Consider the following 25,509-nt stretch of genomic DNA (forward strand, 5'->3'; position numbering starts at 1 on the left):
CGGATGGGCACGGGCGGATCGGAGGGCGGGGGCGTGGTGGACGGTGAGGCCGGAGGGTTGCGGATCATGGTCGTCGACGATCACCCGATCTGGCGTGATGCGGTCGCCCGCGACCTTGCCGACGAGGGATTCGACGTCGTCGCCACCGCCGACGGGGTGGCCAGCGCAGGCCGACGTGCTGCCGCGGTCACGCCGGACGTCGTGCTGATGGACATGCAGCTCCCCGACGGTTCGGGCGCCGATGCGACCGTGGCGGTGCTGGAGGTCTCGCCGCGAACCCGCATCCTCGTGCTGTCGGCCTCCGGGGAGCGCGACGACGTGCTCGAGGCCGTGAAGGCCGGTGCGAGTGGGTACCTCGTGAAGTCGTCGTCCCGCGAGGAGTTGGTGTCCGCGGTCCGCGCGACCGCCGATGGTCAGGCGGTCTTCACGCCCGGCCTCGCAGGACTCGTCCTCGGTGAGTACCGCCGGATGTCGCAGCAACCGGATGCCTCACCGGCGACGCCGGTCCTGACCGAGCGGGAGACGGAGGTGTTGCGTCTCGTGGCGAAAGGGCTGAGCGCCAAGCAGATTGCCCGACGGCTGTCCCTCAGCCATCGCACCGTCGAGAACCACGTCCAGGCCACGCTCCGGAAGCTGCAGTTGGGTAACCGGGTGGAACTGACCCGGTATGTCATCGAACACGGCCTGGAAGAGGACTGAGTCCACTTCCAGGCCGTGTGAACGAAAAACCCGGTGCCGGAGTCTATTCGGCAGTGGCGAGCACGCCCGGCGTGGTCGGCGTGGAAGGTTCCGCCTTCGGTGCGACGACCCGCAGCGTCGCCGCTGCACCGGCCAGCGCGATGCCGGCGAACAGGTAGAACGCCGTGCCCGAGGAAATCCCGGCGCCGATCAGCAGGCCGCCGATGACCGGACCGACGATCCCACCCAGCCGACCGAACCCGGCACACCAGGCGACGCCCGCGCCGCGCGCCTCGGTCGGGTAGAAGTTCGACACGAAACCGTAGATCAGCACCTGGGTTCCGATGGTGCCCGTGCCGGCAACCGCGACCGCGGCCAGCAGGATCGGCAGCGGCAGACCGAAGGTCAGGCACACGAGCGCGAACGTCGCCAGACAGAACGAGGTCGCGACCACCTGCTGCGGGCCGCGGCGATCGGCGAGCCGGGCGGCGATCAGACCGCCGACGATCGCGCCGCCGTTGAGGACCAGCAGGAACGACAGCGATCCCTTCGCGTCGAATCCGTTGGCCTTCATGATCTGCGGGAGCCAGGTGTTGAGACCGTAGGTCAACAGCAGTCCGACGAAACTCATCATGCCCAGAAGCAGTGTGGGGACGGCGAACCGGCGCGTGGCGAGTGCGGCGAAGCCGAGCTTTCCGGGTACGGGTTCCGGCGCGACGCCGAGGTGACGTGCGCGCAGGTCCACCGGGATACCGGTGCGCGTACTGATCTCACGGGCCTCTTCGTACCGTCCGCGTGCCGCGAGCCACTGTGGCGACTCGGGCATCTTCAACACAGCCAGCGGGAGCAGCGTGACGAGGGGCAGCGCGCCGATCCAGAACAGGCCGCGCCACCCGATGTGGTCGGCGAACAGCATCGCCAGCACCGAGGCGAGGACACCGCCCGCCGGGACCCCGCTGTAGACGACGGCGTTGAACAGATTCCGCTTGGAGGTCGGCGCGAACTCCGCGACCATCGCACCCGCGGTCGCGACCAGGCCGCCGATGCCGATGCCGGTGAGACAGCGCAGGACGCCGAAGGAGACGAGGTCGGTCGCCAGCGCGGTGGCCGCCATGCCGACCGAGAACCAGACGATGTTGAACAACATCATCCGGCGCCGGCCGACCCGGTCGCCGAACGCCCCGGCCACCAGGGCGCCGATCATCACGCCGATGAGGGCGTACGAACCGAGAGCACCGGCGGTCGCCGGGGTCAGCTCGCCCAGTTGTCCCGGGTCGTCGAGCAACGTGGGCAGGACCGTGCCGTAGACGACCAGGTCGTAGCCGTCGAAGACGATCGCGACGGCGGCGAGGGTGACGATCCAGAGCACGCTGCGGCGATGCTCCGGGGACGTCCAGGTGGAAGAGTTCATGCGGGCTGTACCTCCAGCGTTTGTGGGCTGGAAGTCATCCTGCGCGGGGTGTGTGCGCAGTCACATCAGGGCAATGCCCAGTCCTGGCCAAGCCGCGATTGATGAACATCGACGCCGGATCAATAACGAGAACGGCCGGTGGAGGCGAACCCCCACCGGCCGTCGAGTGCACTTGTCCTTGTCCGTGACTACTTCTCCGAGCGGCTGCGCTTCAGCAGCTCCTGCACGCTGATCTGGGCGTCGTCACCGGTCTCGTCCGAACGGGCGTGCCGGTCGGACCGCGGGCGGCGACGACCCGAGTCGGCGTCCGCGGACCGCGGGCCGACGGGTCCGGTTCCCGGGCGGGGCGTGGCCGCCGGGGTGGCGTCCGGACTCAGTCCCCGCTCCATCGGAGACGGTCCCGAGGTCCGGCGACCACGGGTCGTCGGCGTCGAGTTCTCCGGCGACACCGAAGCGGCCAGCGGTCGACGGCCCGCGTCGTCGAGGCTCGGGCGTCGACCCAGTGGGGACCGCGAACCCGCGTCACGCGCAGGTGCGTCGGTCGGCGCAGACGTACGGACCGGCGGCGCCGGCGGGGGAGTGGTGCTCGTCGGGCGGTCACCGCGCGGGGCGGGATCGCCGAGGCGGATACCGCCCTCGCCGAGGGTCCACCCACCGGTGTCCGGGCGATCGCTCTTGGGCAGCGCCGACCGCCGGTACGGCGCCGTCGGGCGACGCTCGGGGCGGGGTGCCTCGGTCGGCTGCGCGGTGGGCGGTGCCGACGGACCGACACGGCCGGGGACCGCGCGACCGGGGGTGTCCCCGGGCACGGGTGCCGACGGGACCGGCCCCGGGCCGCCGTTGCGGACAGGCGGACCGGGCTGCCTCGTCTTCGACAGCGGCGCGTTGGTCATCGGTGCACTCGGCTGCGGTGCACCGGACTGGGGTGCATTGCCCTGTGGCTGGGGTGGTGCGGGACGCGGAGGGACGGGCCGGCGACCATCCGGTCCCGGGGCTCCGCGGCGAGCGGGTGCGGCTCCGGCGGGGGCGGTGCGCGGCCGGGCCGCGGCCATGACCGAGGTCGGGGCCTCCGCGACCAGCGTGCCCGCACTCATCTTGCGTGCCGCGCTGGAGTCGCGCTGCTCGTCGGGCTCGTCCTCGAGCACGGCCTCGCCGAGACCGATCTTGCGCTGCACGGTCTGCATCCAGCGAGGTGCCCACCAGCAGTCATCACCGAGCAGCTTCATCACCGACGGCACGAGCAGCATGCGGATCACGGTGGCGTCGAGGATAAGCGCCGCGATCATGCCGTAGGCGATGTACTTCATCATCACGATGTCGGACAGGCTGAATGCGCCCGTCACCACGACCAGGATGGCCGCCGCCGCGGTGATGATGCCGCCGGTGTGGGCGATGCCGCTCCGGATGGACTCGGTGGTGCTGGCTCCCCGCTGTCTGGCCTCGACCATTCTGGAGAGCAGGAACACCTCGTAATCGGTGGAGAGACCGAAGATGATCGCGATGATCAGGACCAGGATCGCCGCGAACAGCGGACCCGGGGTGAAGTTCGCGAGTCCCGCGCCGTGGCCGTCGACGAAGATCCAGGTGAGGATGCCCAGCGTCGCGCCGAGACCGAGAGCGGTCATCAACGCCGCCTTGATCGGCAGGACCAGCGATCCGAACTGCAGGAACATCAACAGGCCGGTGATGAGGACCAGCATGATCGCCATCAGCGGCAACCGGTTCATCAGCGCGTCGATCGAATCCTGGGTGAGCGCCGGGGTACCCGTCACGTACATGGTGAGGCCCTGCGTGTCGATCGCCCGGAGCTGGTCGATCGCCTTCGCCGCCTGGGTGCGGTCGACCAGGCCGGCCGAGACCTGGTAGACGCCCACGTTCGGGTACCGCTCGGCGTCGTAGGAACCGAAGCCGGCCTTGTCGGGGTCACTGAACTTGTTGGTGAAACCCGGGACCTCGTCGGCCTGACGGGCGATGGCCTCGAGCTTGTTCTGGTCTTCCTGGTTCGTCTCGTCGTAGACGATGACGAGCTTGACCGCCTCGGTGCGCTCGCTGGGGAAGTACTCGTCGAACTTCTCCTGGGCGACGCGTGCGGAGTTGTCCGGCGGCAGGAACTTCTCGCTGATGCCGCCGAACTGGATGCTGCCGAACGGGACCGTCAGGGCGAGGAGGAGGAGCACCGTCGGAATGGCCGTCTTCAGCGGGTTCTTCATCACCCACGTGGCCAGGCGTCCCCAGAAGCCGTTCTCGACTTCTTGGCTGGTCTTCATCCGGCCGGAGAACCGGTTCTCCAGCGCGACGGCGCGTTCCTCGGTCGAGAAGCGTCGGACCAGCGGGATCGCCGTGTACTTGAGGATCGAACTGATCGACAGCATGTTGACCCGCGGTCCGAGGATGCCCAGGATCGCCGGCAACACGGTGATCGACAGGATCGCGGCGAGGGAGACCGATGCGATGGCGCCGTAGGCCACCGACTTGAGGAATCCCTGCGGCATGATCAGCAGGCAGGCCAGGGCGGCGACGATGATCGTCGCCGAGAAGACCACCGTCTGACCTGCGGTCATCACGGTTCTTCGGACCGCTGCCTTCGTGGAGTAGCCCTCACCGAGTTCCTCTCGGAACCGAGAGACGATGAACAGGCCGTAGTCGATGGCGATGCCCAGACCGATGAGCGTGACCACCGACTGCGCGAAGATGTTGAGTTCGGTGGTCAGGGCGAGCATCTTCATGATGCCCAGCGAGCCCGCGATCGTCAGGCCGCCGATGAGGACCGGCAGACACGCCGCGATGACGCCGCCGAAGACGAAGAACAGCATGAGTGCGACAACCGGCAGCGCGATCACCTCGGCGCGCTTGATGTCCTTGTCCATGCCGTCGGCCATCGACCCGGCGACGGGTTGCAGACCGGCGAGTTCGAAGGTGGCGCCGGGGATGTCGAAGCGTTCGGCGATGTCGTCGAAGAACGGTTCGATGGTGTTGTAGTTCTCCAGTACCGACGTGTCGTCGTCGCCCGCGACGCCGATGCTGATGAAGGCCTGGCGTTTGTCGGGGGTGAAGAGTCGCTCCTGGACCGCGCTCTGGGCGGGCTGGACGAGGAACGGGTCGTAGAGGCCGGGGTCGCTGCGCCCGACGATGTCGGGGTGGGTCGCGATGAGGTCTTCGACGAAGGTCTCCACCTTCTTGCCGAAGGCCGGGTCGTCGACCGTCGTGCCCTCCGGCGGGGTGACCAGGAGGATGACATCAGACGTGTGATCGCGTCCCAGGGCCTTGTCGGCGTAACGGGCACCGAGATCGGATTCCGACGTGGGGTCGAACCAACCGCTCTGACTCAGATGCTTGCTGAGGTCGAGACCGTATAGTCCGAGTCCCGCCATCAGGGCGATCATCACCGCGATGACGAGGAAGCGCATTCGATACACGAATGTGCCGATTACTCGGAACACGCTGATGTCCTTTCTTGTGCGACGTGTCGGGCGCCGGCCACGATCGGGGGTGTCGGGCCGTCGGTGCGCTCGGACGGGACGCCGTCCCGGGGGTGAACGGTGCCGGTCGCGATTCTGTCAGTTCTCCGTGAGATCTTGACAGTGTTGCCTGAGTGATCCCTGAGGTATCGGAATCGGTGACGCCCTCAGTGAGCACCTCGGCGTCCTGCGACGAGGCACCGCGTGCCGGTCAGCGCAGTAGCGCGCTGAGCGGCCGGAACGGTGTGAGCCAGGCGCCTTCGTCCGGGAGCGAGTCCAGCCCGATGCGGGGCAGGGGCTCCCGGAACACGCCTGGGATGTCCTCGAGGTCGATGAACTCCAGTTCCTCGGTGGTGAGGGCCCAACTGGCGTGTTCGCGGAACCCGATGACGGTGACGGGCACCCCGTCGGCGGCCGCTTCGAGGAGCGGCTCGCGGAATGCCTGGCCGTCGGCGGACGCCACGATCACGCCGGCTAGTCCAACAGTGTGCCTGCGAAGTTCGATGTGGTCGAGCATGTCGGAGTCCACATCGCTGTCCTCGGACAGCTTCGGCTTGGCGAAAACCGCAAAACCGACGTTCCGCAGGGCATCCACCCAGGGACGCACAACATCGGCGCTACCTGGGGCGATGTTGGTGAAGACGGTCGCCTCGGGTTCGACGACGCCGCCGTTCTCCGTGAGAGCTGACACATCTGCCGTGCGCTGCAGCAGCCAACGGCCCAACGCGTCGAATCGAGGCCGGTGTGCGGCGGTCGGACGGCCGCCGAGCAGGGCGCCGAGACCCATGTCCATGTTGGGCGCGTCCCACACCAGCAGCATCCGGCGTGTGCCGGTCTGACCCGAGATGGTGTCCGCGAAGCCGGTGGTCGTTCCGGCCGGGGTGGTCTGGTCGGTCATGCCGGGCTCCCGTCAGGGGTGTCGCCGGACGCGGAAGCCGGCGGGATGGGCCGCGTGTACACGAACTCGCTGACGAACCGGCCTTCTCGTTCCGCCCGACCCTCGAACTTCGTCGTCGGCCGTTCCAGCAGGATCGGCGACTCGCGGGTGAGCTGTACGACGTGGGGGCGGTCGGCGTCCTGGGTGGCGAGCTTCTCGGCGATCCACTCGGCGTAGTTCGCGTGGTCGGTGGCGATGTGGAGCACGCCGCCGGGGACGAGACGGTCGGCGATCAGCTCCAGTGTGCCCGTCTGGACGAACCGGCGCTTGTGGTGACGCGACTTGGGCCAGGGGTCCGGGAAGAACAGTCGGACGCCGGTGAGGCTCGACGACGGGATCAGTTCCCGCAGGACGATCGACGCGTCACCGCGGATCAGGCGCACGTTGGTCAGCCCGTTCCGGTCGATGAGACCGAGCAGCTGGGCCAGGCCCGGCTTGTAGACCTCGACGGCCACCACGTCGACGTCGGGTTCGGCCTCGGCCATCGCCGCGGTCGAGATGCCGGTGCCGCTGCCGATCTCGAGGACCTTCGGGTTGTCCCGGCCGAACATGGCGTTCAGGTCGAGCTGGGGCTCGGGAATGCGTTCCGGACCGATCTCGAGGTCGCGGCCGAGGACGGGCCAGAGGGTCTCCCAGTTGCGTTGCTGTCCGGTCGTCAAGGTCCCCCGGCGGAATCGGAAGCTCGTCACGCGGGGGTACAGCCGTGACCTGTCAGCGCTGTTGTTCACCCGTCCATCGTTGCGCATCGTGGCGTTTCCGCGAAGTCGCGGGTGATCGTGTCCGTCAAGTGGTCGGGGATTCTCCGGGACTCCGACGCGCTCTCGGCGGGGATGTGGAGGTCCGAGAGCCATCGGGGCGAATCCGGATTAGTCTCGGGCCAGCCGCGGAGCACGCGGGGTGCCGGGCGGGGAAGGGTTGTCGAGACGTGGGGGCGAACGTGCGTACACCGACGAACCCGCCGCCCGGGTGGCGGCCGTCCCACGATTCCCTCTCGGCGGCCGCGGAGCAGGGCGGACTCGCCGATCTCGTCGAACCGTCGTCTCCGCTGGTCCCGGTCCTCGCTGCGGCCGGACAGCGTTTTCTGCGTCCGCTACATGTGCAGGTGGTCGGCCGACCGGGAGCCGGTCGCGACACGATGGCGCGCGCTCTGCGCGAGCGGCTCGCACTGACCGTGACCGGCCCTGGCGAGGATCCACGCGCTGCCGCCGACGCCGACCTCTGGCTTCACGTGCTGGCCGGGCCCCCGCGTCGCGCCGACCACGAACTGCTGGGCTCGCTGCCTGCCGACCGGGTCATCGTCGTCCTCGGCAAGGCCGACACCCACCCGGACTGGGAGGCCGCGACCGATGTCGCCCGGCGGTCTTCGACGCACCTGGGCCTTCCGGTGCACGTCGTCTCACAGCTGCTCGCCTGTGCCGATCTCGACGCCGCGGAGTTCGACGCCCTCACCCGGCTGGCCGCCGAACGAACCGAGATGCCGTCGATGGCCGGCCGGTTCCTCGTCGGTGCGCCGGGGTCGGCGGAACGTCTCCTGCGGCAAGGCCTGCTGCGCCGCATCGACGCCCATGGCATCAGTACTGCCCTGCGGCTGATCGCGGAAGAATCCGCGGAGGCGGCCGACGCGGACGCGCTCAACCGCGCTCTGCACGCCCGAAGCGGGGTTCCGCAGCTCGGTGCGGCGTTCGGTGACCGCGTGGGCCGGGTCCGCTTCTGGCGCGAGGTCGAGGTCCGCGCCGAGCTGGAACGTGCGGCTGCCAGAGGCTGCGACCGGGTGAACGCCGAACGTCTGCTCGCGGCCGGAGGTGTCGGATGAGTGCGCGGGCACTCGACGCGGCGCGAGAACTGACCGGGTTCGACGCCGCGACCGTCGGAACCGGCTCCGGAGTCCTGGTCGTCGGCACCGAGGGTGTCGGCGTGCACACCCTCGTCGACGCCCTTCAGGGATTGGCCCCTGATCTCGACACCCACATCCGGGACATCGAGGCCGGAGCCCGGCCCGGAGTCGCGCTGGTCGTCGTCGATCCCGCGTCGTCGGTGGGTGATGAGGAACTCCAGCTTGTCGCGCGGGTGCGTGCGACGGTCGGGACCGTCGCACTGGTGTGCACCAAGATCGACGCGTTCTGGGAATGGCCCCGGATCGTTCGCGACCATCGCAAGACCCTCGACCCGTTCGGGACGATGCCGTTGTTCGGGGTGTCGGCGGCCGCTGCGCTCGGCGGCGCCGTCGAGGACTCCGGGCTCGACGCGCTGGTCGACTGGGTACGCGAAGCGCTCGAGGCCCCCGACGCGGTGCGCGTCGAGCGTGCCCGTCTCGCTGCAGGCGTCGGCGTCGTCGAACACCTGCTGGACGACACCGACAACGGAACCGACGCATCCGGATCGCAGGACGAGTTGATGAATGCCCGGCGCCGGCTGCTGTCTTCGCGAGATCGTGGCCGCGCGGATCGGCTCGCAGCCGTGCGCGCCGGCCTGACCCGAGCCCGGGCGCAGTCCTCAGCCGAACTCCAGGCACGTGTGCGTGGACTAGCGGCGCTGGCAGCGGGGGACGCGCCGGACAACGTTCCCGAGCATCAATCGTGGCTCGGCAGGCGCTGGGACGACCTCGCCGACGGCATCCGTCGGGATGCCGACGAGCGCATCGAGGAGGTCGCGGCCACTGCCCTGGTCGGACTCGACCCCGAACCTTCCCCACCGGAGCCGTGGGCGGAAACCCCGCTTCCCGCCGACGGCCCGGGCGATGGCCGTCGGCGCGGTGGTGCCGAGGATGCGCTGCTCGTCGTCATCGGCGCCTCGACCGGCCTGGGCATCGGGCGCCTGATCGTCGCACCGATGGCGTCGGTGCAGACGCTGCAGTGGATCAGCATGCCGCTGACCCTGCTGCTGGGGATCGGCGTCGCGGTCTGGGTGATCCGGGTCAGGCGGGGTGCTTTGGAACGCGCCGAGCGCACGGCCCGCAGCACCGAGCGGCTCAGCGTTGCGCGCTCCGCACTCGATCATCAGCTCGGCTTGCGGTTCGCCGCGGCCGAGACCCGGATCGCGGGGCAGATCGCCCGGGCCCACGAACGCCGCGCACGACGGACGAGCGAACAGATCGCGCAGATCGACGACGAGATCCGGAGGTTGCGCGGGGGCGTGACGAACCGGGACGTGCGTCTTCGCCGGGACCGCGCGGAAGTTGTGCACCGCGAGCTCCTGGCCCGCTCCGAGCAGTTGTGGGCGGATCGCGACGACGAGAACCACCCGAGCACGGACGAACAGGCCGGCTCCGGCGAGGACGGGACAAGGTGAACGAGATGGATTCGATCTTCGACGGTGACCACGCGGGAGGCGATCCGTTCGGCGCCGGCCGGCCCGACGCAGCGGCCCTGTCGGGTGGGCCGTTCGAGACCGCGGCTCTCCCCGGCGCCGGCCCCGGATACGACCCGCACGTCGAATCGGTCGCCGCGGTCCATGCGGAATCGGCCGCCGACGACCTGGACGATCACCTGTGGATGCACGAGGACGGCCGCATCTGGGATCTCGGCCCGGCGGAGGTCGACACCGACGACGACGGGGTGAACGACTCGCTCACCCGGAACGGGCCGGACGGGTTCACCGTGTACACCGACAGCGACCGGGACGGGCAGGTCGACAAGATCACCGAGATCGGGGCCGACGGCGGCTTCAGCTCGGCCGTGCTCGACCCGGAGACCGGCGAATGGATCCCCGGCGGCTCGGGGCGTATCGGCTGAGCAGGCCGAGGATCGGCCGACGGCCGTCTTCCAGGGACTTTGGTCCCATATCCCCTCGGTGTGGGATAAGCCGCAGTCGCCGACCCCCACACCTAGCGTCCGCTCGGTGCACGTATCCTGGACACCTAGACGACTGACCGGTGACCATTCCAGCAGGTCACACGCTCGCCAGGAGGCCCCAACGATGACCGCAGCCACCATCCCCGGACTGGACCCGAGCAGCGCGCCGACCAACCACCAGGGTCTGTTGGCCTGGGTTGCCGAGGTCGCGGAATTGACGCAGCCCGATCGGGTCGTGTGGTCCGACGGCAGCGACGAGGAGTGGGAACGCCTCACCGACGATCTGGTGAAGGCCGGCACCCTCGTGAAGCTCAACGAGGAGAAGAAGCCGAACTCCTTCCTCGCCAGCTCCGATCCCGCCGATGTCGCCCGCGTCGAGTCGCGGACCTACATCTGCTCGGAGAAGGAAGAAGACGCCGGCCCGACCAACAACTGGGTCGAGCCCGCCGAGATGCGCGCCACGATGACCGATCTGTATCGGGGCTCGATGCGCGGCCGCACGATGTTCGTCATCCCGTTCTGCATGGGCCCGCTCGACTCCGACGACCCGAAGCTGGGCGTGGAGATCACCGACTCCGAGTACGTCGTCCTGTCCATGAAGATCATGACCCGCGTCGGCCCGCGCGTGCTCGAGATCCTCGGCGAGGACGGCTTCTTCGTGAAGGCACTGCACTCGGTGGGTGCGCCGCTGGAGCCGGGCCAGGCCGACGTGCCGTGGCCGTGCAACACCGAGAAGTACATCACCCACTTCCCCGAGACCCGCGAGATCTGGTCCTTCGGTTCGGGTTACGGCGGCAACGCCCTGCTCGGCAAGAAGTGCTACGCCCTGCGCATCGCATCGGTCATCGCCCGCGACGAGGGCTGGATGGCCGAGCACATGCTCATCCTCAAGCTCACCAGCCCGGCGAACAAGGTCTACTACGTCGCCGCGGCGTTCCCGAGTGCCTGTGGCAAGACGAATCTCGCGATGCTGCAGCCCACCATCCCGGGCTGGAAGGCCGAGACCGTCGGCGACGACATCGCCTGGATGCGCTTCGGCGAGGACGGCCGCCTCTACGCGATCAACCCGGAGTTCGGTTTCTTCGGTGTCGCACCCGGCACCAGCTACGACTCGAACCCGAACGCGATGAAGACCATCGAGGCCGGAAACACCCTGTACACCAACGTCGCTCGCACCGACGACGGTGACATCTGGTGGGAGGGCATCGACGGCGAGGCCCCCGCCCACCTGACCGACTGGCTCGGCAACGACTGGACTCCCGAGTCCGGAAGCAATGCGGCGCACCCGAACTCGCGTTACTGCACCCCGATCTCGCAGTGCCCGTCGCTGGCCGACGAGTGGGACGACCCGAAGGGCGTGCCGATCTCGGCGATCCTGTTCGGCGGCCGCCGCAAGACCACCGTCCCGCTGGTGACCGAGGCCCGCGACTGGCAGACCGGTGTCTTCATGGGCGCCACCGTCGGCTCGGAGCAGACCGCCGCAGCCGAGGGCAAGGTCGGCACCGTGCGTCGCGACCCGATGGCGATGCTGCCGTTCATGGGCTACCACGTCGGTGACTACCTGCAGCACTGGGTGAACATCGGCAAGAACGCCGACGAGTCCAAGCTGCCGAAGGTGTTCTACGTCAACTGGTTCCGTCGTGGCGACGACAAGCGCTTCCTGTGGCCCGGATTCGGCGAGAACAGCCGCGTGCTGAAGTGGATCATCGGCCGCATCGAGGGTGAGGCCGAGGGCATCGAGACGCCGATCGGCATCGTCGCCAAGCCGGAGGACATCGACGTGTCCGGTCTCGACGTGCCCGCCGAGGACGTCGCCGAGGCGCTGGCGTTCAAGGCCGACGAGTGGCGCGAGGAGATCCCGTCGATCGAGGAGCTCTTCGAGTTCATCGGCCCGAAGCTGCCGACCTCGCTGCGCGACGAGCTCGAAGGTCTCAAGCAGCGTCTGGCCTGATCGGCGATCGGTCCGGTAGTTCGGCCTGAGACTGATGTGACGGTTGAGGTATCGTGCCCCTCATGAAGCTACGTTTGTGGGGGGCCACGATCGCCGGTGCATGTGTACTCGGGTTGTCCTCTCCGCTCGCAGTTCAACCAGCCACGGCCGCACCGGCTTCCGGCGCCGGCGTCAGCGCGTACTACACCGACACGACGACGCTCGGCGACTTCGTCCCGACGTTCAACCGGATCACCGGCCTGGACCGGACCGGTAACGGTCAGTACGCCCTGATCGCCGAGGACGTGCTCCCCGCACGGTTCTTCACCGCTCGGATCGGATACTCCTCGGAGACCGCATCATTCGTGGGTCGGCCGACACTCAACGGCGGCGGTACCGTTCTCGGACCGTGGTTTGTGCCGCTGCTGCCCGGCGGCGCGCAGTTCGAGGGCATCCGCAAGACCAACGGCGGCTACACCGTCGTCAGCGGCGGCAACAACCAGTTCGTCCGACAGATCGGCCCGCTGGGCCAGTTCACCCGCGACCTCCCGCTGCCGGCCGCGTGGCGTCCCTCGTCCAAGTCGGGCGTCGCCGGGCAGCGCGGGCTCACCGGCGTCGCGGTCGGTCCGCAGGGGCAGGTCTCGGTGCTGACCGCGGGCGGACTCAAGCAGGACGGCCGCACCTCGGCGCGTCTGCTCACCTTCGGCAAGCCCAACCGCGAGTTCGTCTACCGCACCGACGCCAACAAGGTCGCGGCCGACGTGCTGGCGATCAATTCCACCGACTTCTTGGTCCTCGAGCGTGGTGCGGGCAAGCTGACCAACATCTTCTGGACGACCACCCGCGGCGCGACGTCGGTGGCCGGTACGAAGAAGCTCTCCGGCAAGGAGAAGGTGATGCCGAAGCGTCGCATCTTCTCCACGACCGGCACGCCGCGCCTCGTCACCGGCGATATGTCGGGCCTCGCCTGGGGCAACTGGCATCCCGACACCCCGTTCGCCAAGGCACGCAGCCGGACCCTGCTCGTCGTCTCCCAGAACGCCGGGGCGCCCACCCGCGTCCACTCGTTCGAGGTCCAGCTGCCGAAGTAGACCCCCTCCGCGGGCTCGGGGCCACTCGGGGAGCGGATGGGAGGGTGTGACAATTCCCGCCTCAGGGTGGTGTCAGGGGGTTACCTGATAGCCATTCGGCGTCGGATTTGGCACCGTTGAGGGCATGACGACGACTGATGCGGCCGCCCGCGATGCCGGAGCGCCGAAACACGGAGTGGCTGCGGGTGCGGAGAACCTGTCCAAGCGGTACGGCACGGGCGACACCGCCGTCGAGGCACTGAAGAGCGTTTCGATCCAGTTCCGCGAGGGCGAGTTCACCGCCATCATGGGTCCGTCGGGGTCGGGCAAGTCGACGCTGATGCACTGCCTCGCCGGCCTGGACGTCGCGAGCGAGGGTCGTGTCCACATCGGCGACACCGATCTCACCGCGTTGTCCGACAAGGCGATGACGATGCTCCGCCGCGACCGCATCGGGTTCGTCTTTCAGGCGTTCAACCTGGTGCCGACGCTCACCGCGAAGGAGAACATCACCCTCCCGGTCGACATCGCCGGCCGCACCGTCGACACCGAGTGGTTCGACGCCGTCACCGAGCGACTCGGCATCACCGATCGCCTCGGGCACCTGCCCAGCGAACTCTCCGGCGGTCAGCAGCAGCGCGTGGCGTGTGCCCGCGCGCTGATCGGCAAGCCCGCCATCATCTTCGGCGACGAACCCACCGGCAACCTCGACTCGCGGTCCTCCGGTGAGGTCCTCTCGATCCTGCGTGCCGCCACCGACGAGTTCGGCCAGACCGTCGTCATCGTGACCCACGATCCGCGTGCGGCGTCGTACGCCGACCGTGTGGTGTTCCTCGCCGACGGCCAGATCGTGCAGGAGCTCGCCCGCCCGAGCGCCGACGACGTCTTCGAGGTGATGAAGAACCTCGACGGGGTCCATCACACCGACGCCCCCTCCGAGTCGGCTGCGGCCGAGACCTCCAAAGCGCTCTGAGCCGTGGCGTCATCATCGGTGATGCGCCGGGTTTCGCTGCGAAACCTGCGGGCGCACAAGCTACGTCTGTTCCTGACCCTCTTCTCGATCGTCCTCGGCACCTCCTTCGTCGTCGGTTCGATCGTGTTCACCAGCACCATCTCGAAGGCCTTCACCGACATCTTCGACAGTGCCGCGCAGGGCGTGGCCGTCGAGGTGACGCCCGCTGACCGGCAGTCACCGGGCGTTCCGCTGTCGGTGGTCGACCAGTTGCGTGCGCAGCGCGCCGAACTCGGCATCGACAAGCTCGTCGTCAACAACAACGGGTTGATCACCGTTGCCGACGCGGACGGCAAGGCCATCCAGACCGGGGGCGCCCCGAGCGTCGGCACCACCTACATCCCGGAGAACGAGGCGCTCGATCCCGACGAGTCCCGGATCCAGCCGGGTGGTCGCGGTCCGGCCAGCGCGGGTGAGATCGCGTTGAACACCTCGGCCGCAGACGAGGCCGGCCTCAAGGTCGGATCGAAGACCAAGGTCGTCGTGGGCCAGGGCAACTCCGAACCACTCGAGGTCACCGTCGTCGGCTTGATCGACCTGCCCTCCTCGACCGGTGGCTACGTCAACGCACAGTTCGACGCGGCGACCGCGTCACGCCTGTTCACCGACGGTCAGCACGTCGGGCTCGTCGACATGTCGGCCGTCGCCGGGGTGTCTCCGGAGCAGCTGCAGGAGCGGGTCCGTACCTTCCTCGGCGCCGACGCCGATCTGTACAAGGTTCGGACCGGCGATCAGGTGCGCGAGGACCAGAAGGAACAGGTCAACGAGTTCCTGCAGATCTTCCAGTACATCCTGCTGGCCTTTGCCGCGATCGGTCTGGTCGTCGGCACGTTCATCATCTACAACACCTTCTCGATGATCGTCGCGCAGCGTAACCGCGAGTTCGCGCTGCTGCGGGCGGTCGGGGCGAGCCAGCGCCAGGTGTCGCGATCGGTTCTGTTCGAGGCGTTCGTCGTCGGCGTGCTCGGCGGTGCGCTGGGTCTGGGCATCGGCATCGGCCTCGCTGCCGTGCTCAAGGCCGTCATCAGTGCGACGTCGGGTCTTCCCGAGGGCGAGTTGACGGTCGGGGTGGGCGCGGTGCTCGCGGGCATCCTGGTCGGCGTCGTCGTGACGATGATCAGCGCCTGGGTGCCCGCCGCCCGTGCGGCACGGGTGCCGCCGGTCGAGGCGATGCGGGCGTCGGCAGCAGAGGGCTCGGCGTCGTTGCGCAACCGCACCATCATCGGCGCGGTTCTCGGCGTGGCCTCGATCGTGGCGATCGTGGTCGGCGCGATGGGCGAGGGCACCGGACCGGCACTGACGGTCGGTGCGGGCGCGGGCGGCGCGGTGTTGGCCGCGGTGCTGGTCGGACCGGCTGTCTCACGTCCGTTCGTGGGGGTGCTCGGCCGCGCGATCGGTGCGCCGTTCGGTACGATCGGACGACTCGCACGCACGAATGCTGTTCGAAATCCCCGACGTTCGGCCGCCACGGCCTTCGCCCTGACGCTGGGACTCATGCTGGTGGCGATCATCGGCACGCTCGGCCAGTCGTTCAAGGGCACGGTCGACGATGCCGTCGACTCCGGCATCACCGCCGACTACATCCTCGCGGGCACCAACCAGGGGCCGTTGCCGCCCACGGTGGGTCCCTCGGTGGAGAAGGTGCCGGGCGTCGGCGAGGTGGTCTCGTTCGGCGTCGTGCAGGCGAAGGTCGACGACCAACCGGTGCAGGGGTTCTCTGCGCTCGGTGGACCGCTGAACGACGTCACGGTCATGGACATGGAGGACGGCGCGTCGTCGACGCTGCCGGCCGACGGGATGCTGATCAGCCACCGCACCGCCATGACGAAGGGTTGGGAGCGCGGTCAGGTCCTCAACTTCACCTCACCCACCGGTGAGCAGGTCCAGGTCCCGATCGCCGGCATCTACGCCGACAACGAGGCCCTCCAGCCGTGGGTCGTCGGCCCGGCGGTCTACGACCGACTGGTCCCACCCCCGGCGCGTTTCGACGTCACGGTCTTCGTGAAGGCCGAGGCCGGCGCCGACCTGGAGACCCTGCGGTCCGGGCTCGAGGACGCGACTGCCGGGTTCCTGACCGTCCAGGTCAAGGACCGCGACCAGTTCAAGGGCCAGATCTCCGCGCAGATCGACCAGATGCTGGGCACGCTCTACGCGATGCTCGGTCTGGCGTTGCTGATCGCGGTGCTCGGCATCATCAACACCCTGGCGTTGTCGGTGGTGGAACGTAAGCGTGAGATCGGCATGCTGCGTGCGATCGGCATGGTCCGGGGCCAGGTACGTCGTTCGATCTACCTGGAATCGGTGCTGATCTCGATCTTCGGTGCCGTGGTCGGCGTGATCCTCGGAACGCTGATCGGTGTGGCCCTCGTGCGCACGCTCGCAGCGTGGGGGCTGGGCGCGCCGGTGATCCCGTGGTCGCTGATCGCGATCACGCTGGTCGCCTCGGCGGTGGTCGGTGTGCTGGCCGCGTTGTGGCCGGCGGTCCGTGCCGCCCGGACCGGGCCCCTCGAGGCGATCGCCGACCTCTGACGCCCCGCTCCTGATCTGTGTTCGCGCGGCCCGGGTTCTGCCCGGGCCGCGTGCTCACAGACCGATATCAGGAACCGGATGACAGAATCGTCCGCATGACGCGACCACCCCAGGGCGATCCGAACGACCCGCGGAACGATCCGCCGGAGACCCGACAGTTCGATCCCGACTTCGACCCCTCGGCGCCGCCGTCGCAGGCCTACACCCAGCCGCACGCCGGTGAGCCGTATCCCGGTCCGTACACCGAGCCGCACCCCGGGCCCCAATACGGAGAGTCTCAGTACGGCGAGCCCCAGTACGGTCAGCCCCAATACGGTCAGCCCCAGTACGCCGACCCCCAGTACACCGGTGGCTCGCCGTACGCGGCATCGCCGTACGACGCACCCCAGGGTGGCGAGCCGCCGCGCGGCGGATCGTCGAAGGGACGCACCATCGGTCTCGCGCTGGTGGCACTGGCCGCTCTGGTGATCCTCGGCCTGGTCGTCGCGCTGGTCTCGAGGTCCGGCGGTGACGACGGCTCGTCCGCGGCAGCGGCCTCGTCCTCGACGACGACCACCAGCAAGGAGACGACGACCAGTTCGTCCCCGACCACCACGACCACGACCGAGGAGACGACGTCGACTCCGACCAAGAAGCCGGGTCCGGCGACGGTGATCTACCAGCTCACCGGCAACGGTGACGTCGTCGCTCTCAGCTTCAGCAAGGGCGGCGGTCCGCCGACCGTCATCGCGGCCACCGGTTCGCCCTGGTCGCAGCGCGTGAATGTGAAGGGCAACAAGGCGACCCTGTCGGCCATCGTCGTGCGCGGCCCGGTCACCTGCAGCATCCTCGTCGACGGGGAGCAGCTCGCGACCGCGACGAGCAACGGCGGCACGCTGAACTGCACCGCGGATCTGTCTGCGGAGTAGGACCTCGCACAAACCCACCCTTTTTTGGCAGATCCACCACCCGAGCGGGTGCTGGGTTTGCCCAAAAAGGGTGGGTCTGCTGGTTGAGTAGGCGAGGAGCTTGCGACGAGCCGTATCGAAACCAGGGGCTACCGCTTGCGCAGCACCAGCACGAGGTTGGTGCCCAGCACGTCGCGGAGGCCGGGGACGCGCATGACCCACCACATCCAGCGCGGGATGTAGCGGGGGAACGCGGCCAGGAGTTCGGCCCGATCGGTCACCGACTCCGCCCAGCGCAGGCCGTCGGTCGCGTGGACGGCGAACAGCGACGTCCCGAAGAGGTTCTTGGGCGGATGGCCATGGCGGCGCGTATAGAGACGCGCCGCGCGGTGTCCGCCGAGGTAGTGGGTGAGACCCATCTCGTGGCCGCCGAACGGACCCCACCACAGCGTGTAGCTGATGATGACGACGCCGCCCGGGCGGGTCACGCGCAGCATGTCGTCGGCCATCTCCCACGGCGTCGACGTGTGTTCGACGACGTTCGACGACAACGTCACGTCGATGCAGTCGTCGGCGAAGGGCAGGTTCTGGCCCGACCCGCGAACCGACCCGCGGTGTTCGAGACCGCCCGCATGCATCTCCGTCGGGTCCGGTTCGACCGACATGTAGTGCGCACCCCGCGCGCGGAAGGCATCGGCGAAGTAGCCGGGACCACCGCCGACGTCGAGGATGACGCCGCCGTCGAGGTCGGGGACGAACGCCTGCACCATCTCGGCGGTGTCGGTCGCCAGGGCCCCGTAGAACCGGGCGGGATCGGACTGCTCGTAGCGGAAGTCGTTCAGCAGCCCGGCCGCACGCCGCAGAGTGGCCAGCCGGGCCATACGGTCGCGGCCGGAAGTCGTGGTCGTCATCGTCGGGAAACTCTAATCGACCGGAGTCTCGGCAGATCATCAGCTACTCGGCGGTAGGCTGTCGTGCGATGCGCGTACCTTCCGACGTCCTGCTGCTGTGCTGGCGGGATACCCGCCACCCTCAGGGTGGTGGCAGTGAGACCTATCTGGAACGCGTCGGCGCCGAACTGGCCCGACGCGGCGCACGCGTGACCTTCCTGACCTCCGCCTATCCGGGCGCGGCCGACGAGGAGTACCGCGACGGCATGCGGTTCGTGCGCGCCGGCGGGCGGATCAGCGTGTACCCGCGCATGCTGGCGACGATCCTGGCCGGTCGCCTCGGCTTCGGGCCGCTCCGGGACTGCCGTCCGGAGGTCGTCGTCGACACCCAGAACGGGGTGCCGTTCTTCGCGACCGCCGTCGCCTCGGCGCCGACGGTGGTGCTGGTCCATCACTGTCACCGCGAGCAGTGGCCGGTCGCCGGTCGGTTGCTCGGGCACGTCGGCTGGTTCATCGAGTCGCGGCTCTCGCCGAGGATTCATCGCCGGAACCGCTACGTCACGGTGTCCACGCCGTCGAAGACCGAACTCGTGGCGCTCGGCGTCGATGCAGATCGGATCTCCGTCGTGCGCAACGGCATCGACCCCGTACCCGCAAAGGCGGTTCTCGCCGCGCAGTCCTCCGACACCGGTACCGAGGCGGTGCGTTTGTGCGTCCTGTCGCGCCTGGTGCCGCACAAGCAGGTCGAGGACGCGTTGACGGTCCTGGCGCAATTGCGACGTTCCGGGATCGACGTCGAGCTCGATGTCATCGGCGGTGGTTGGTGGTCCGACGAACTGCGCTCGGCCGCAGCCGAACTCGAGGTCGCCGACGCGGTCACCTTCCACGGCCATGTCAGCGAGGAGCGCAAGCACGAGGTGCTCTCGCGGGCCCGGGTCCACCTCATGCCCTCCCGCAAAGAGGGGTGGGGTCTGGCAGTCGTCGAAGCCGCGCAGCACGGGGTCCCGACCATCGGCTACCGCAGCTCGGTCGGTCTCACCGACTCTATCGACGACGGCACCACCGGTCTCCTCGTCGACGGGGTCGACGAACTGGTCAGCGCCACAAGGAAACTCATCGACAACCCGGACGAGGCCCTGCGCCTCGGGGACAACGCCCGGGTCCGCGCGGGCCGCTACTCCTGGGCCGCCACCTGCGACGGGTTCATCGAGACGTTCGACGCCGTTCTCGCGCGCTGACGACGACCGCCCCCGCGACGCCGGCGAGCAGCATCGTCGCCCACAGAAGATGTGCGGCGATCGCCAGAGCCCGATCGGCGGCTCCCGCTCCACGATCGGCCGGGGCGTCGACCCGGTACAGCCGTAGATCGTCTCCGTTGTGGACGAGCCGCGCGTCCGCTGCGAGCCGGGTGGGCGGGGAATCGTTCTCGACGAGAACCCAACCCACGCCGAGCGCCGCGAGATCGTCGGGGGAGCCGCCGGCCTCGAGCGCCGACGCCACAGCCGCAGCGTGCTCGTTCGGTGGATCGACGACCTCGCCGTCGACGGTCAGTGCACCCGACTCGATCACCGGGGCCCGCAGCATCCGCGCCGCGGGATCGAGTGAGACGCCGCCCGCGAAACGGTAGTGCCGCACGGTGTCCGCGGGCCACAGCGCGACCGATCCCTGGTCGCCGGGCACGATCTCTGCCACCGCGGCCCAGTCGTCGGGGTAGGCCACCGGCCGCACCGAACCGCCCGCACCCCAGGCGAGATCGGGCAGCGGCGCCACGGCGAGCAACACGACCCCGACGAACGCGAAGCCCGCCGGCACCCGCCTACAGGCCGCCGCGACCGCACCGGCCACGGCCAGCGCGACCCCGGGGACGAGCAGCGCGGAGAACTTCTGGGTGTCGCGGAGCAGGCCGGCACCGGGAACGTGCTCGACCCCGAACTCCAACAACCACTCTCCCGGGCCGAAGGAGCTGAAGATCAGCACGAGTACGACGGCGACGGTCAGCGCGCCGATACCGCGGACCAGCGGATCGAGTGATGTCCGACGCCGCGCGAGGTAGATGACACCGGCCGCGATCACGAGGAACAGGCACAGCGTCGCGATCGCCGCCCACCAGATGGTGCGACTGGCGGGCACGGCATCGGCGTTCCAGATCCCGCCCAGGGACAGCACGGTTCCCACCGGACCGAGTCCCGGCTCCGACCGGAGGCCGAAGGCTTCGACACCGACGCGGGCGGAAGTGGTGGTGGCATCGCTGATCATGGCCGTCACGACCCACGGCAGCGCGCTCAGAACCCACAGGCCGGCGGCCACGAACGAAGGGTGCAGTCCGACCGGACGGCAGCTGAGCCCCGCGGCCAGCACGACCCCGGCGAGTACCGAACCTGTTGGCGTCAGTCCAGCGGCCGCCAGCAGTCCGCCGAGCCGGAGGAACCGCGCCGTGTCGCGTCGGTCCCGAAGTTCCGACGCCGCAACGAGAATCCAGCCCAGGGTGGCGTATCCGACCAGCAGACTCCAGTGCCCCTGCAGGAGCCGTTCGGCGACGTAGGGGTTCCAGATCGCCGCAAGAGCTGCGGCGACCGCACCTGCACGTCCGGCACCGGGGACGAGCCGGAACGCCAATCGGCCGAACCCGACCCCGGCGAAAATCAAGGCGGCCAGCAGAATCGCGGTGACCACCGTGCCGCCGTCGACCGCCGTCGACGCCATCGCGACGAACCAGTCCTGCGGCACCGCGCGCGGGGGCAGGTCACCGATGCCCAGCGTGGTGTCGGTGACGTGGGTGCGCGGCGTCGACACCGCGTCCCGGTACAACAGGTAACCGGGTCCGACGCCGATCAGTCCGGGAAGCAGTGGTGCCAGGATCGTCACGGACGCAACCACACTCGCCAGGTAGAGCGTCGGGAGCAACCGTCCGGAGAACACCGCGACCCGTGCGGCTCAGAAGTGGTGGGTGTCCGACGGCGCGGGTGCGTGCACCGGGTCGTCGTCGAACTCCGACTCGGTGATGCCGTAGGCGCGCGCGAGGTCGAGGATCTTGGTGGCGCGTGCGATGCGGGGAAGGTCCGAACCGTTGCGGATCTCCCCGCCGTCCCGCTCGAACTCGGCGAAGAACTCCCGCGCCCAGGTGATCTCGTCCTGGGACGGCGACAGGCCCTCGTTGACCGGGGCGCACTGCGCGGGGGTCAGGCAGATCTTGCCGGTCATGCCGAACTCCGCACTCACCGCGGTGGCCTCGCTCAGTTTGAGGGCGCTCGAACCCACGGTCGGGCCGTCGATGGCGCTGGGGAGGTGAGCTGCCTTGGCGGCGATGGTGAATCGCGACCGGGCGTAGGCGAGGGTCTGCGGGTTGTCGCCGAAGCCGGTGTCCCGGCGGAAGTCGCCGATACCGAAGGCGAGGCGGAAGGTGCCCTTGGCGGAGGCGATCTCGCTGATCCGCTCGAGTCCGCGGGCGGTCTCGACGAGGGCGACGATCGGGAGACCCGGTAGGCGCTTGGCGGTCTCGGTCACGTGGTCGACGGACTCGACCATCGCCAGCATGACGCCGCCGATCGCGGTCTGCGCGAGTGCTTCCAGATCATCGGCCCACCACGGGGTGCCGAAGCCGTTGATGCGGACCCATTCACCGGCGCCGGGACCGGAACCGTCCTTGGGGCCGATCCAGCGCACGACGTTGTTCCGCGCCTCGACCTTGTCCTTGGGAGCCACCGCGTCTTCGATGTCGAGCACGACGATGTCGGCGCGCGAGCGAGCCGCCGGCTCGAACTTCGCGTAGTGGGCGCCGTTGACCAGGAGCCAGCTGCGGGCCAGCACCGGATCGATACGCGAACCGACATCGGTCGATTCGGCGTCGTAGGTCGTGTTCTCGTCGTACATCGGTATCTCTCGTCGGTGAATTCTGCAGCCTACCCATCGTTGCCTATGTCCGACGACCGGTGCAAAGCACCCTGTGCGCGTGAGCCGGTACCAACTCGGCACACTTGATCCATGCAGCAGATCCGTCCGACCCGGCGGCAACAGGCCTCGTCGGGGACCGTCGGGGCTGTCGGGTCGGTGGCCGTCGGATCGATGGTCGCCAACATCTGCATGTACGTGGTCCATCTCGCGGCGAGCGCGCGGTATCTGGATGTCAGCGAGTACGGCGAGTTCGCGGTCCTGCTGTCGGCGATGCTGGTGCTGGGTGTGCCCGGACTGGCGCTGCAGAACGTCGTAGCCCGCGAGGTCGTCCTGGGGCGCGACGAGCGGCGACTCCGCCGGGTGGGCATCCAGACGACGCTGTACGTGGTGGTCCTGGTCGCCGTCGCGACGCCGCTGGTTGCGTTGCTCATGCGTACGGGCGTGATGACGACACTGGCCGCTCTCGGTGCGGCCCCGCTGCTGGCGCTGATCGCCGCAGGTCAGGGCATCCTGCAGGGGCGCGGCGAGTTCCGGACGTTGTCGTGGGTCCTGGCCGCGGTCGGGATCCTGCGCTCGATGCCGATCGTCGGCGCCTTCGTGCTGGGCGCCGGTCCGGCGGGTGGGCTGCTGGCCGGGACCATCGGTGCCGCGGTGTCGGCGGTGGTGGTCTGGGCGGTCGTCGGGAAGGTCGGGGAGCGTGTCTCGGATGCGGGCACGGTCGGGGTCCTCAGCGTCGTTCGCGCATCACAGGTGCAGCTGGTGCTGATCGTGGCGTCGTCGGTGGATCTCCTGCTCTCGCCGCGGGTTCTCGACGCCGAGTCGGTCGGCGTGTACGCGCTCGGTGCGATCGCCACCAAGGTCGCGTTCTGGCTGCCGCAGGCCATCGGCGTGGTCTTCTATCCGCGCCTCGCCGACCCCGCCCGGTCTCGTGTCTCGCTGCGGCAGGCGGTGGCGGTGGTCGCCGGCGTCGGCGTGGTCCTGACTCTCGGCGCCGGACTCGCGGGACCGCTGGTGCCGATCGTCTTCGGCGACGGCTACGACGAGCTGGTCCCGCTCCTGTGGCTCTTCGCCTACATCGGCGCGGCCCTGGCCGTGCTCCAGGTGGTGCTGCTGTCGGCGATCGCCCGCGACCGCACCCGGGTCGCCTTCGTGACCTGGATCGTCGTGGCGACCGAGGTGGTGGTCATCCTTACCGTCGCCGGCTCGATGGTCGGGGTGGCGGCCACCGCGGCCGTCGCGGTGACGATCGCGGCCACCGCCACGTGGGCGCTCACCCGCTGATCATCGGGCTCAGCAGGAACGTTGCCGAGCTCCGGATGTTTCGGCAGGGTGGACAGATGAGCGACAACGGAGTCACCAAGGTCACTGTCCAACGAGTCATCGAGGCGCCCGTCGACGCGGTCTTCGACATCCTCTCCAATCCCGAGAGGCATCAGGCCATCGACGGCTCGGGGTTCATCCGCGGCGTCGACCACGCCGATCGCATCCAGAACGTCGGTGAAGTGTTCACGATGAACATGGAGGGCGACCACATGGGCGGCGAGTACAAGACCGACAACCACGTGACCGGGTATGCCAAGGACAAGCTGCTGGCGTGGAAGACGACTCCCGCCGGCACCGAGCCTCCCGGGTGGGAGTGGTTGTGGGAGCTGGAGTCCCAGGGTCCCAACGAGACGCTGGTCCGCCACACCTACGACTGGTCGAAGGTCACCGACAAGAAGCTCCTCGAGCAGGTGAAGTTCCCGCTGGTGACCGAGGCCCAGCTCGAGGACACCCTCGGCCGTCTCGCGGCCCAGGCTGCTTCCTGAGTTCTATCCGTCGGTTCCGGCGGTGATCTCGCCGCCGGAGCGCCGGAACCTCGCGGGCAACCACGCCGGGTTGATCAGGAGAGCTCCGACGACCAGTGCGGCGACGCCGAGAACGCCGGTCGCGATCGGCACGATGCGACCCCAGATGGTGATCGGGGTCGCGAGATCCGAAGCCAGACGCGACATCCGGGACTGCGTGGTGTCGTCGTAGGCGAAGGTCGCCTGCAGGTGCGGCAGCCGGAAGTCCGCGGGCACACCGGGAGTGCCGTCGGGGAAGGCGTAGAACTCGTCGACGGTGATCTTCGCGTCGACGATCGTGCCCGTTCGCGGTTCGACGGCGAGGTCCCACGAACTGCGGTGTCGCAAAGTGGCAGTCAGGTCGCGACGCGGGCCGTCGAGGCCGAACCACGACGCCGAGCGGGTGATGACGACGTCGGTACCGACCGGCCTGCCGAACGCGGCGCGGGCGAGGTCGGTCTCGGGGACCTCGGCGCGGAACCGGGCGACGTCCTTGCCGACGACCTCGGTGTCGCCGTCGTATTTCAGGGGCACGGTCGTCCGGGTGACCACGTCGAAGAACTCGTGGTCGGTCAGGCTGATGTCGAACGGCATCAGGTAGGTGAAACCGCGGCGGTCGGGGACCAGCACCGGCGCCTCGTTGCTGTCGTACTGGATCTCCGACGCCCCGCGTGCGGAGAGCTGCGGTTCGGCGGTCTCCCGGTCGAGCGTCACCCGGTCCTTGACCGCGTCGATCGTGGCGTCGTTGCAGGCATCCGGCGAATCGGCGTCGGCGTCGCTGCCCGGCCGCGGATCCTCCGGCTCCACTGCCCGGTCGTCGATGCGCAGCGTCTCGGCCTGGACCGAGGTGCCGGCCTGCAGCGTCACGCGGTGTTCGTCGGACGGCTGCACCGCGACGACCCGCTGTTGGCGGACCAGATCGGCGTCGAGTGTCCGTGCCGCGGGCGTGGCCAGCGAGCAGCGGTCGAGGATCGTCGCGTCCTCGGCGGTGGCGACCGTGGTGAAGTCGGTGCTCAGCGGGATCTCGCGGAAGTTGCCCACGAGCAGCGTCGGCAGGGCGATGGTCACCGCGATGAGAAAGCTGCCGATGAAGATGAGCGTCGGTCCGGCCAGGTCCGCGGTGGACCAGCGGTGAGGTGCGGACTGTTCCTCCGCGGGGGAGGGCACCGGGGACGGCTCCGAAGACATGGTGGCGAGGG

At 69.0% G+C, this 25,509-nt stretch carries 20 protein-coding genes; 12 read left to right on the forward strand and 8 right to left on the reverse strand.

Annotation, left to right across the window (positions count from 1 at the left end; genetic code table 11):
* The first annotated feature begins 3 nt into the window (after window positions 1–3).
* Window positions 4–699 carry a response regulator gene (locus M1L58_RS13375; protein WP_248659249.1) on the forward strand — a complete coding sequence of 232 codons (696 nt, stop codon included), beginning with the start codon at window positions 4–6 and terminating at the stop codon, window positions 697–699.
* A 43-nt stretch (window positions 700–742) separates the two neighbouring features.
* Here M1L58_RS13375 and M1L58_RS13380 read toward each other — a convergent pair whose 3' ends face one another.
* The 4 genes from M1L58_RS13380 to trmB form a co-directional block, all read right to left on the reverse strand.
* Window positions 743–2,089: an MFS transporter gene (locus M1L58_RS13380; RefSeq protein WP_248659250.1), complete on the reverse strand. Its 1,347-nt coding sequence runs from the start codon at window positions 2,087–2,089 to the stop codon at window positions 743–745.
* 188 nt (window positions 2,090–2,277) lie between these two features.
* Entirely contained in the window at window positions 2,278–5,529 is a 3,252-nt protein-coding gene (locus M1L58_RS13385) for an MMPL family transporter (protein ID WP_248659251.1), read from the reverse strand.
* A gap of 229 nt (window positions 5,530–5,758) precedes the next feature.
* Window positions 5,759–6,445 carry an NYN domain-containing protein gene (locus tag M1L58_RS13390; protein ID WP_248659252.1) on the reverse strand — a complete coding sequence of 229 codons (687 nt, stop codon included), beginning with the start codon at window positions 6,443–6,445 and terminating at the stop codon, window positions 5,759–5,761.
* The gene (gene trmB / locus M1L58_RS13395) at window positions 6,442–7,230 is read right to left on the reverse strand and encodes a tRNA (guanosine(46)-N7)-methyltransferase TrmB (protein WP_006868799.1); all 789 of its coding nucleotides are present in this window, start codon (window positions 7,228–7,230) and stop codon (window positions 6,442–6,444) included. Before trmB ends, M1L58_RS13390 begins: the two co-directional genes overlap by 4 nt.
* Before the next feature lie 191 nt (window positions 7,231–7,421).
* Between trmB and M1L58_RS13400 the strand changes: the two genes are divergently transcribed.
* The 8 genes from M1L58_RS13400 (at window position 7,422) to M1L58_RS13435 (ending at window position 17,724) form a co-directional block, all read left to right on the forward strand.
* Window positions 7,422–8,297 (forward strand): hypothetical protein, encoded by an 876-nt coding sequence (locus M1L58_RS13400; protein WP_248659253.1) that lies wholly within the window; start codon window positions 7,422–7,424, stop codon window positions 8,295–8,297.
* Window positions 8,294–9,772, forward strand: coding sequence for a hypothetical protein (locus M1L58_RS13405; RefSeq protein WP_248659254.1), 1,479 nt, complete (start codon window positions 8,294–8,296; stop codon window positions 9,770–9,772). Before M1L58_RS13400 ends, M1L58_RS13405 begins: the two co-directional genes overlap by 4 nt.
* The gene (locus M1L58_RS13410; protein ID WP_308221812.1) at window positions 9,769–10,215 is read left to right on the forward strand and encodes a DUF6802 family protein; all 447 of its coding nucleotides are present in this window, start codon (window positions 9,769–9,771) and stop codon (window positions 10,213–10,215) included. Before M1L58_RS13405 ends, M1L58_RS13410 begins: the two co-directional genes overlap by 4 nt.
* A 184-nt stretch (window positions 10,216–10,399) precedes the next feature.
* Window positions 10,400–12,226, forward strand: a complete 1,827-nt coding sequence (locus M1L58_RS13415; protein WP_248659256.1) for a phosphoenolpyruvate carboxykinase (GTP) — start codon at window positions 10,400–10,402, stop codon at window positions 12,224–12,226.
* A gap of 62 nt (window positions 12,227–12,288) precedes the next feature.
* Window positions 12,289–13,296 carry an esterase-like activity of phytase family protein gene (locus M1L58_RS13420; protein ID WP_248659257.1) on the forward strand — a complete coding sequence of 336 codons (1,008 nt, stop codon included), beginning with the start codon at window positions 12,289–12,291 and terminating at the stop codon, window positions 13,294–13,296.
* Window positions 13,297–13,420: 124 nt separating this feature from the next.
* Complete coding sequence (locus tag M1L58_RS13425) at window positions 13,421–14,248, forward strand: ABC transporter ATP-binding protein (RefSeq protein WP_006868805.1); 828 nt, start codon at window positions 13,421–13,423, stop codon at window positions 14,246–14,248.
* 21 nt (window positions 14,249–14,269) lie between these two features.
* Window positions 14,270–16,816, forward strand: coding sequence for an ABC transporter permease (locus M1L58_RS13430; protein WP_248659309.1), 2,547 nt, complete (start codon window positions 14,270–14,272; stop codon window positions 16,814–16,816).
* Between the two features lie 95 nt (window positions 16,817–16,911).
* A complete protein-coding gene (locus tag M1L58_RS13435; RefSeq protein WP_248659258.1) occupies window positions 16,912–17,724 on the forward strand; it encodes a hypothetical protein in 813 nt (270 codons plus the stop codon).
* A gap of 128 nt (window positions 17,725–17,852) precedes the next feature.
* On the opposite strand, the gene M1L58_RS13440 is transcribed toward M1L58_RS13435, so the two are convergent.
* Window positions 17,853–18,614: a class I SAM-dependent methyltransferase gene (locus M1L58_RS13440; RefSeq protein ID WP_248659259.1), complete on the reverse strand. Its 762-nt coding sequence runs from the start codon at window positions 18,612–18,614 to the stop codon at window positions 17,853–17,855.
* Between the two features lie 68 nt (window positions 18,615–18,682).
* Here M1L58_RS13440 and M1L58_RS13445 point away from each other — a divergent pair, with 68 nt between their 5' ends.
* Window positions 18,683–19,831: a glycosyltransferase family 4 protein gene (locus M1L58_RS13445; RefSeq protein ID WP_248659260.1), complete on the forward strand. Its 1,149-nt coding sequence runs from the start codon at window positions 18,683–18,685 to the stop codon at window positions 19,829–19,831.
* On the opposite strand, the gene M1L58_RS13450 is transcribed toward M1L58_RS13445, so the two are convergent.
* Both M1L58_RS13450 and M1L58_RS13455 read right to left on the reverse strand, forming a co-directional pair.
* Window positions 19,797–21,512: a hypothetical protein gene (locus M1L58_RS13450; protein WP_248659261.1), complete on the reverse strand. Its 1,716-nt coding sequence runs from the start codon at window positions 21,510–21,512 to the stop codon at window positions 19,797–19,799. The genes M1L58_RS13445 and M1L58_RS13450 overlap by 35 nt on opposite strands.
* A 15-nt stretch (window positions 21,513–21,527) precedes the next feature.
* The gene (locus M1L58_RS13455; protein ID WP_006868811.1) at window positions 21,528–22,463 is read right to left on the reverse strand and encodes an HpcH/HpaI aldolase/citrate lyase family protein; all 936 of its coding nucleotides are present in this window, start codon (window positions 22,461–22,463) and stop codon (window positions 21,528–21,530) included.
* A 111-nt stretch (window positions 22,464–22,574) separates the two neighbouring features.
* Here M1L58_RS13455 and M1L58_RS13460 point away from each other — a divergent pair, with 111 nt between their 5' ends.
* Together M1L58_RS13460 and M1L58_RS13465 are read left to right on the forward strand one after the other, a co-directional pair.
* Window positions 22,575–23,765 (forward strand): polysaccharide biosynthesis protein, encoded by a 1,191-nt coding sequence (locus tag M1L58_RS13460; RefSeq protein WP_374112718.1) that lies wholly within the window; start codon window positions 22,575–22,577, stop codon window positions 23,763–23,765.
* A 56-nt stretch (window positions 23,766–23,821) separates the two neighbouring features.
* Entirely contained in the window at window positions 23,822–24,292 is a 471-nt protein-coding gene (locus M1L58_RS13465; protein ID WP_006868813.1) for an SRPBCC family protein, read from the forward strand.
* Between the two features lie 3 nt (window positions 24,293–24,295).
* Here M1L58_RS13465 and M1L58_RS13470 read toward each other — a convergent pair whose 3' ends face one another.
* The gene (locus M1L58_RS13470) at window positions 24,296–25,498 is read right to left on the reverse strand and encodes a DUF3068 domain-containing protein (RefSeq protein WP_248659262.1); all 1,203 of its coding nucleotides are present in this window, start codon (window positions 25,496–25,498) and stop codon (window positions 24,296–24,298) included.
* Window positions 25,499–25,509 lie beyond the last annotated feature (11 nt).

Source organism: Gordonia sp. C13, assembly GCF_023218005.1.
GTDB lineage: Bacteria > Actinomycetota > Actinomycetes > Mycobacteriales > Mycobacteriaceae > Gordonia > Gordonia namibiensis.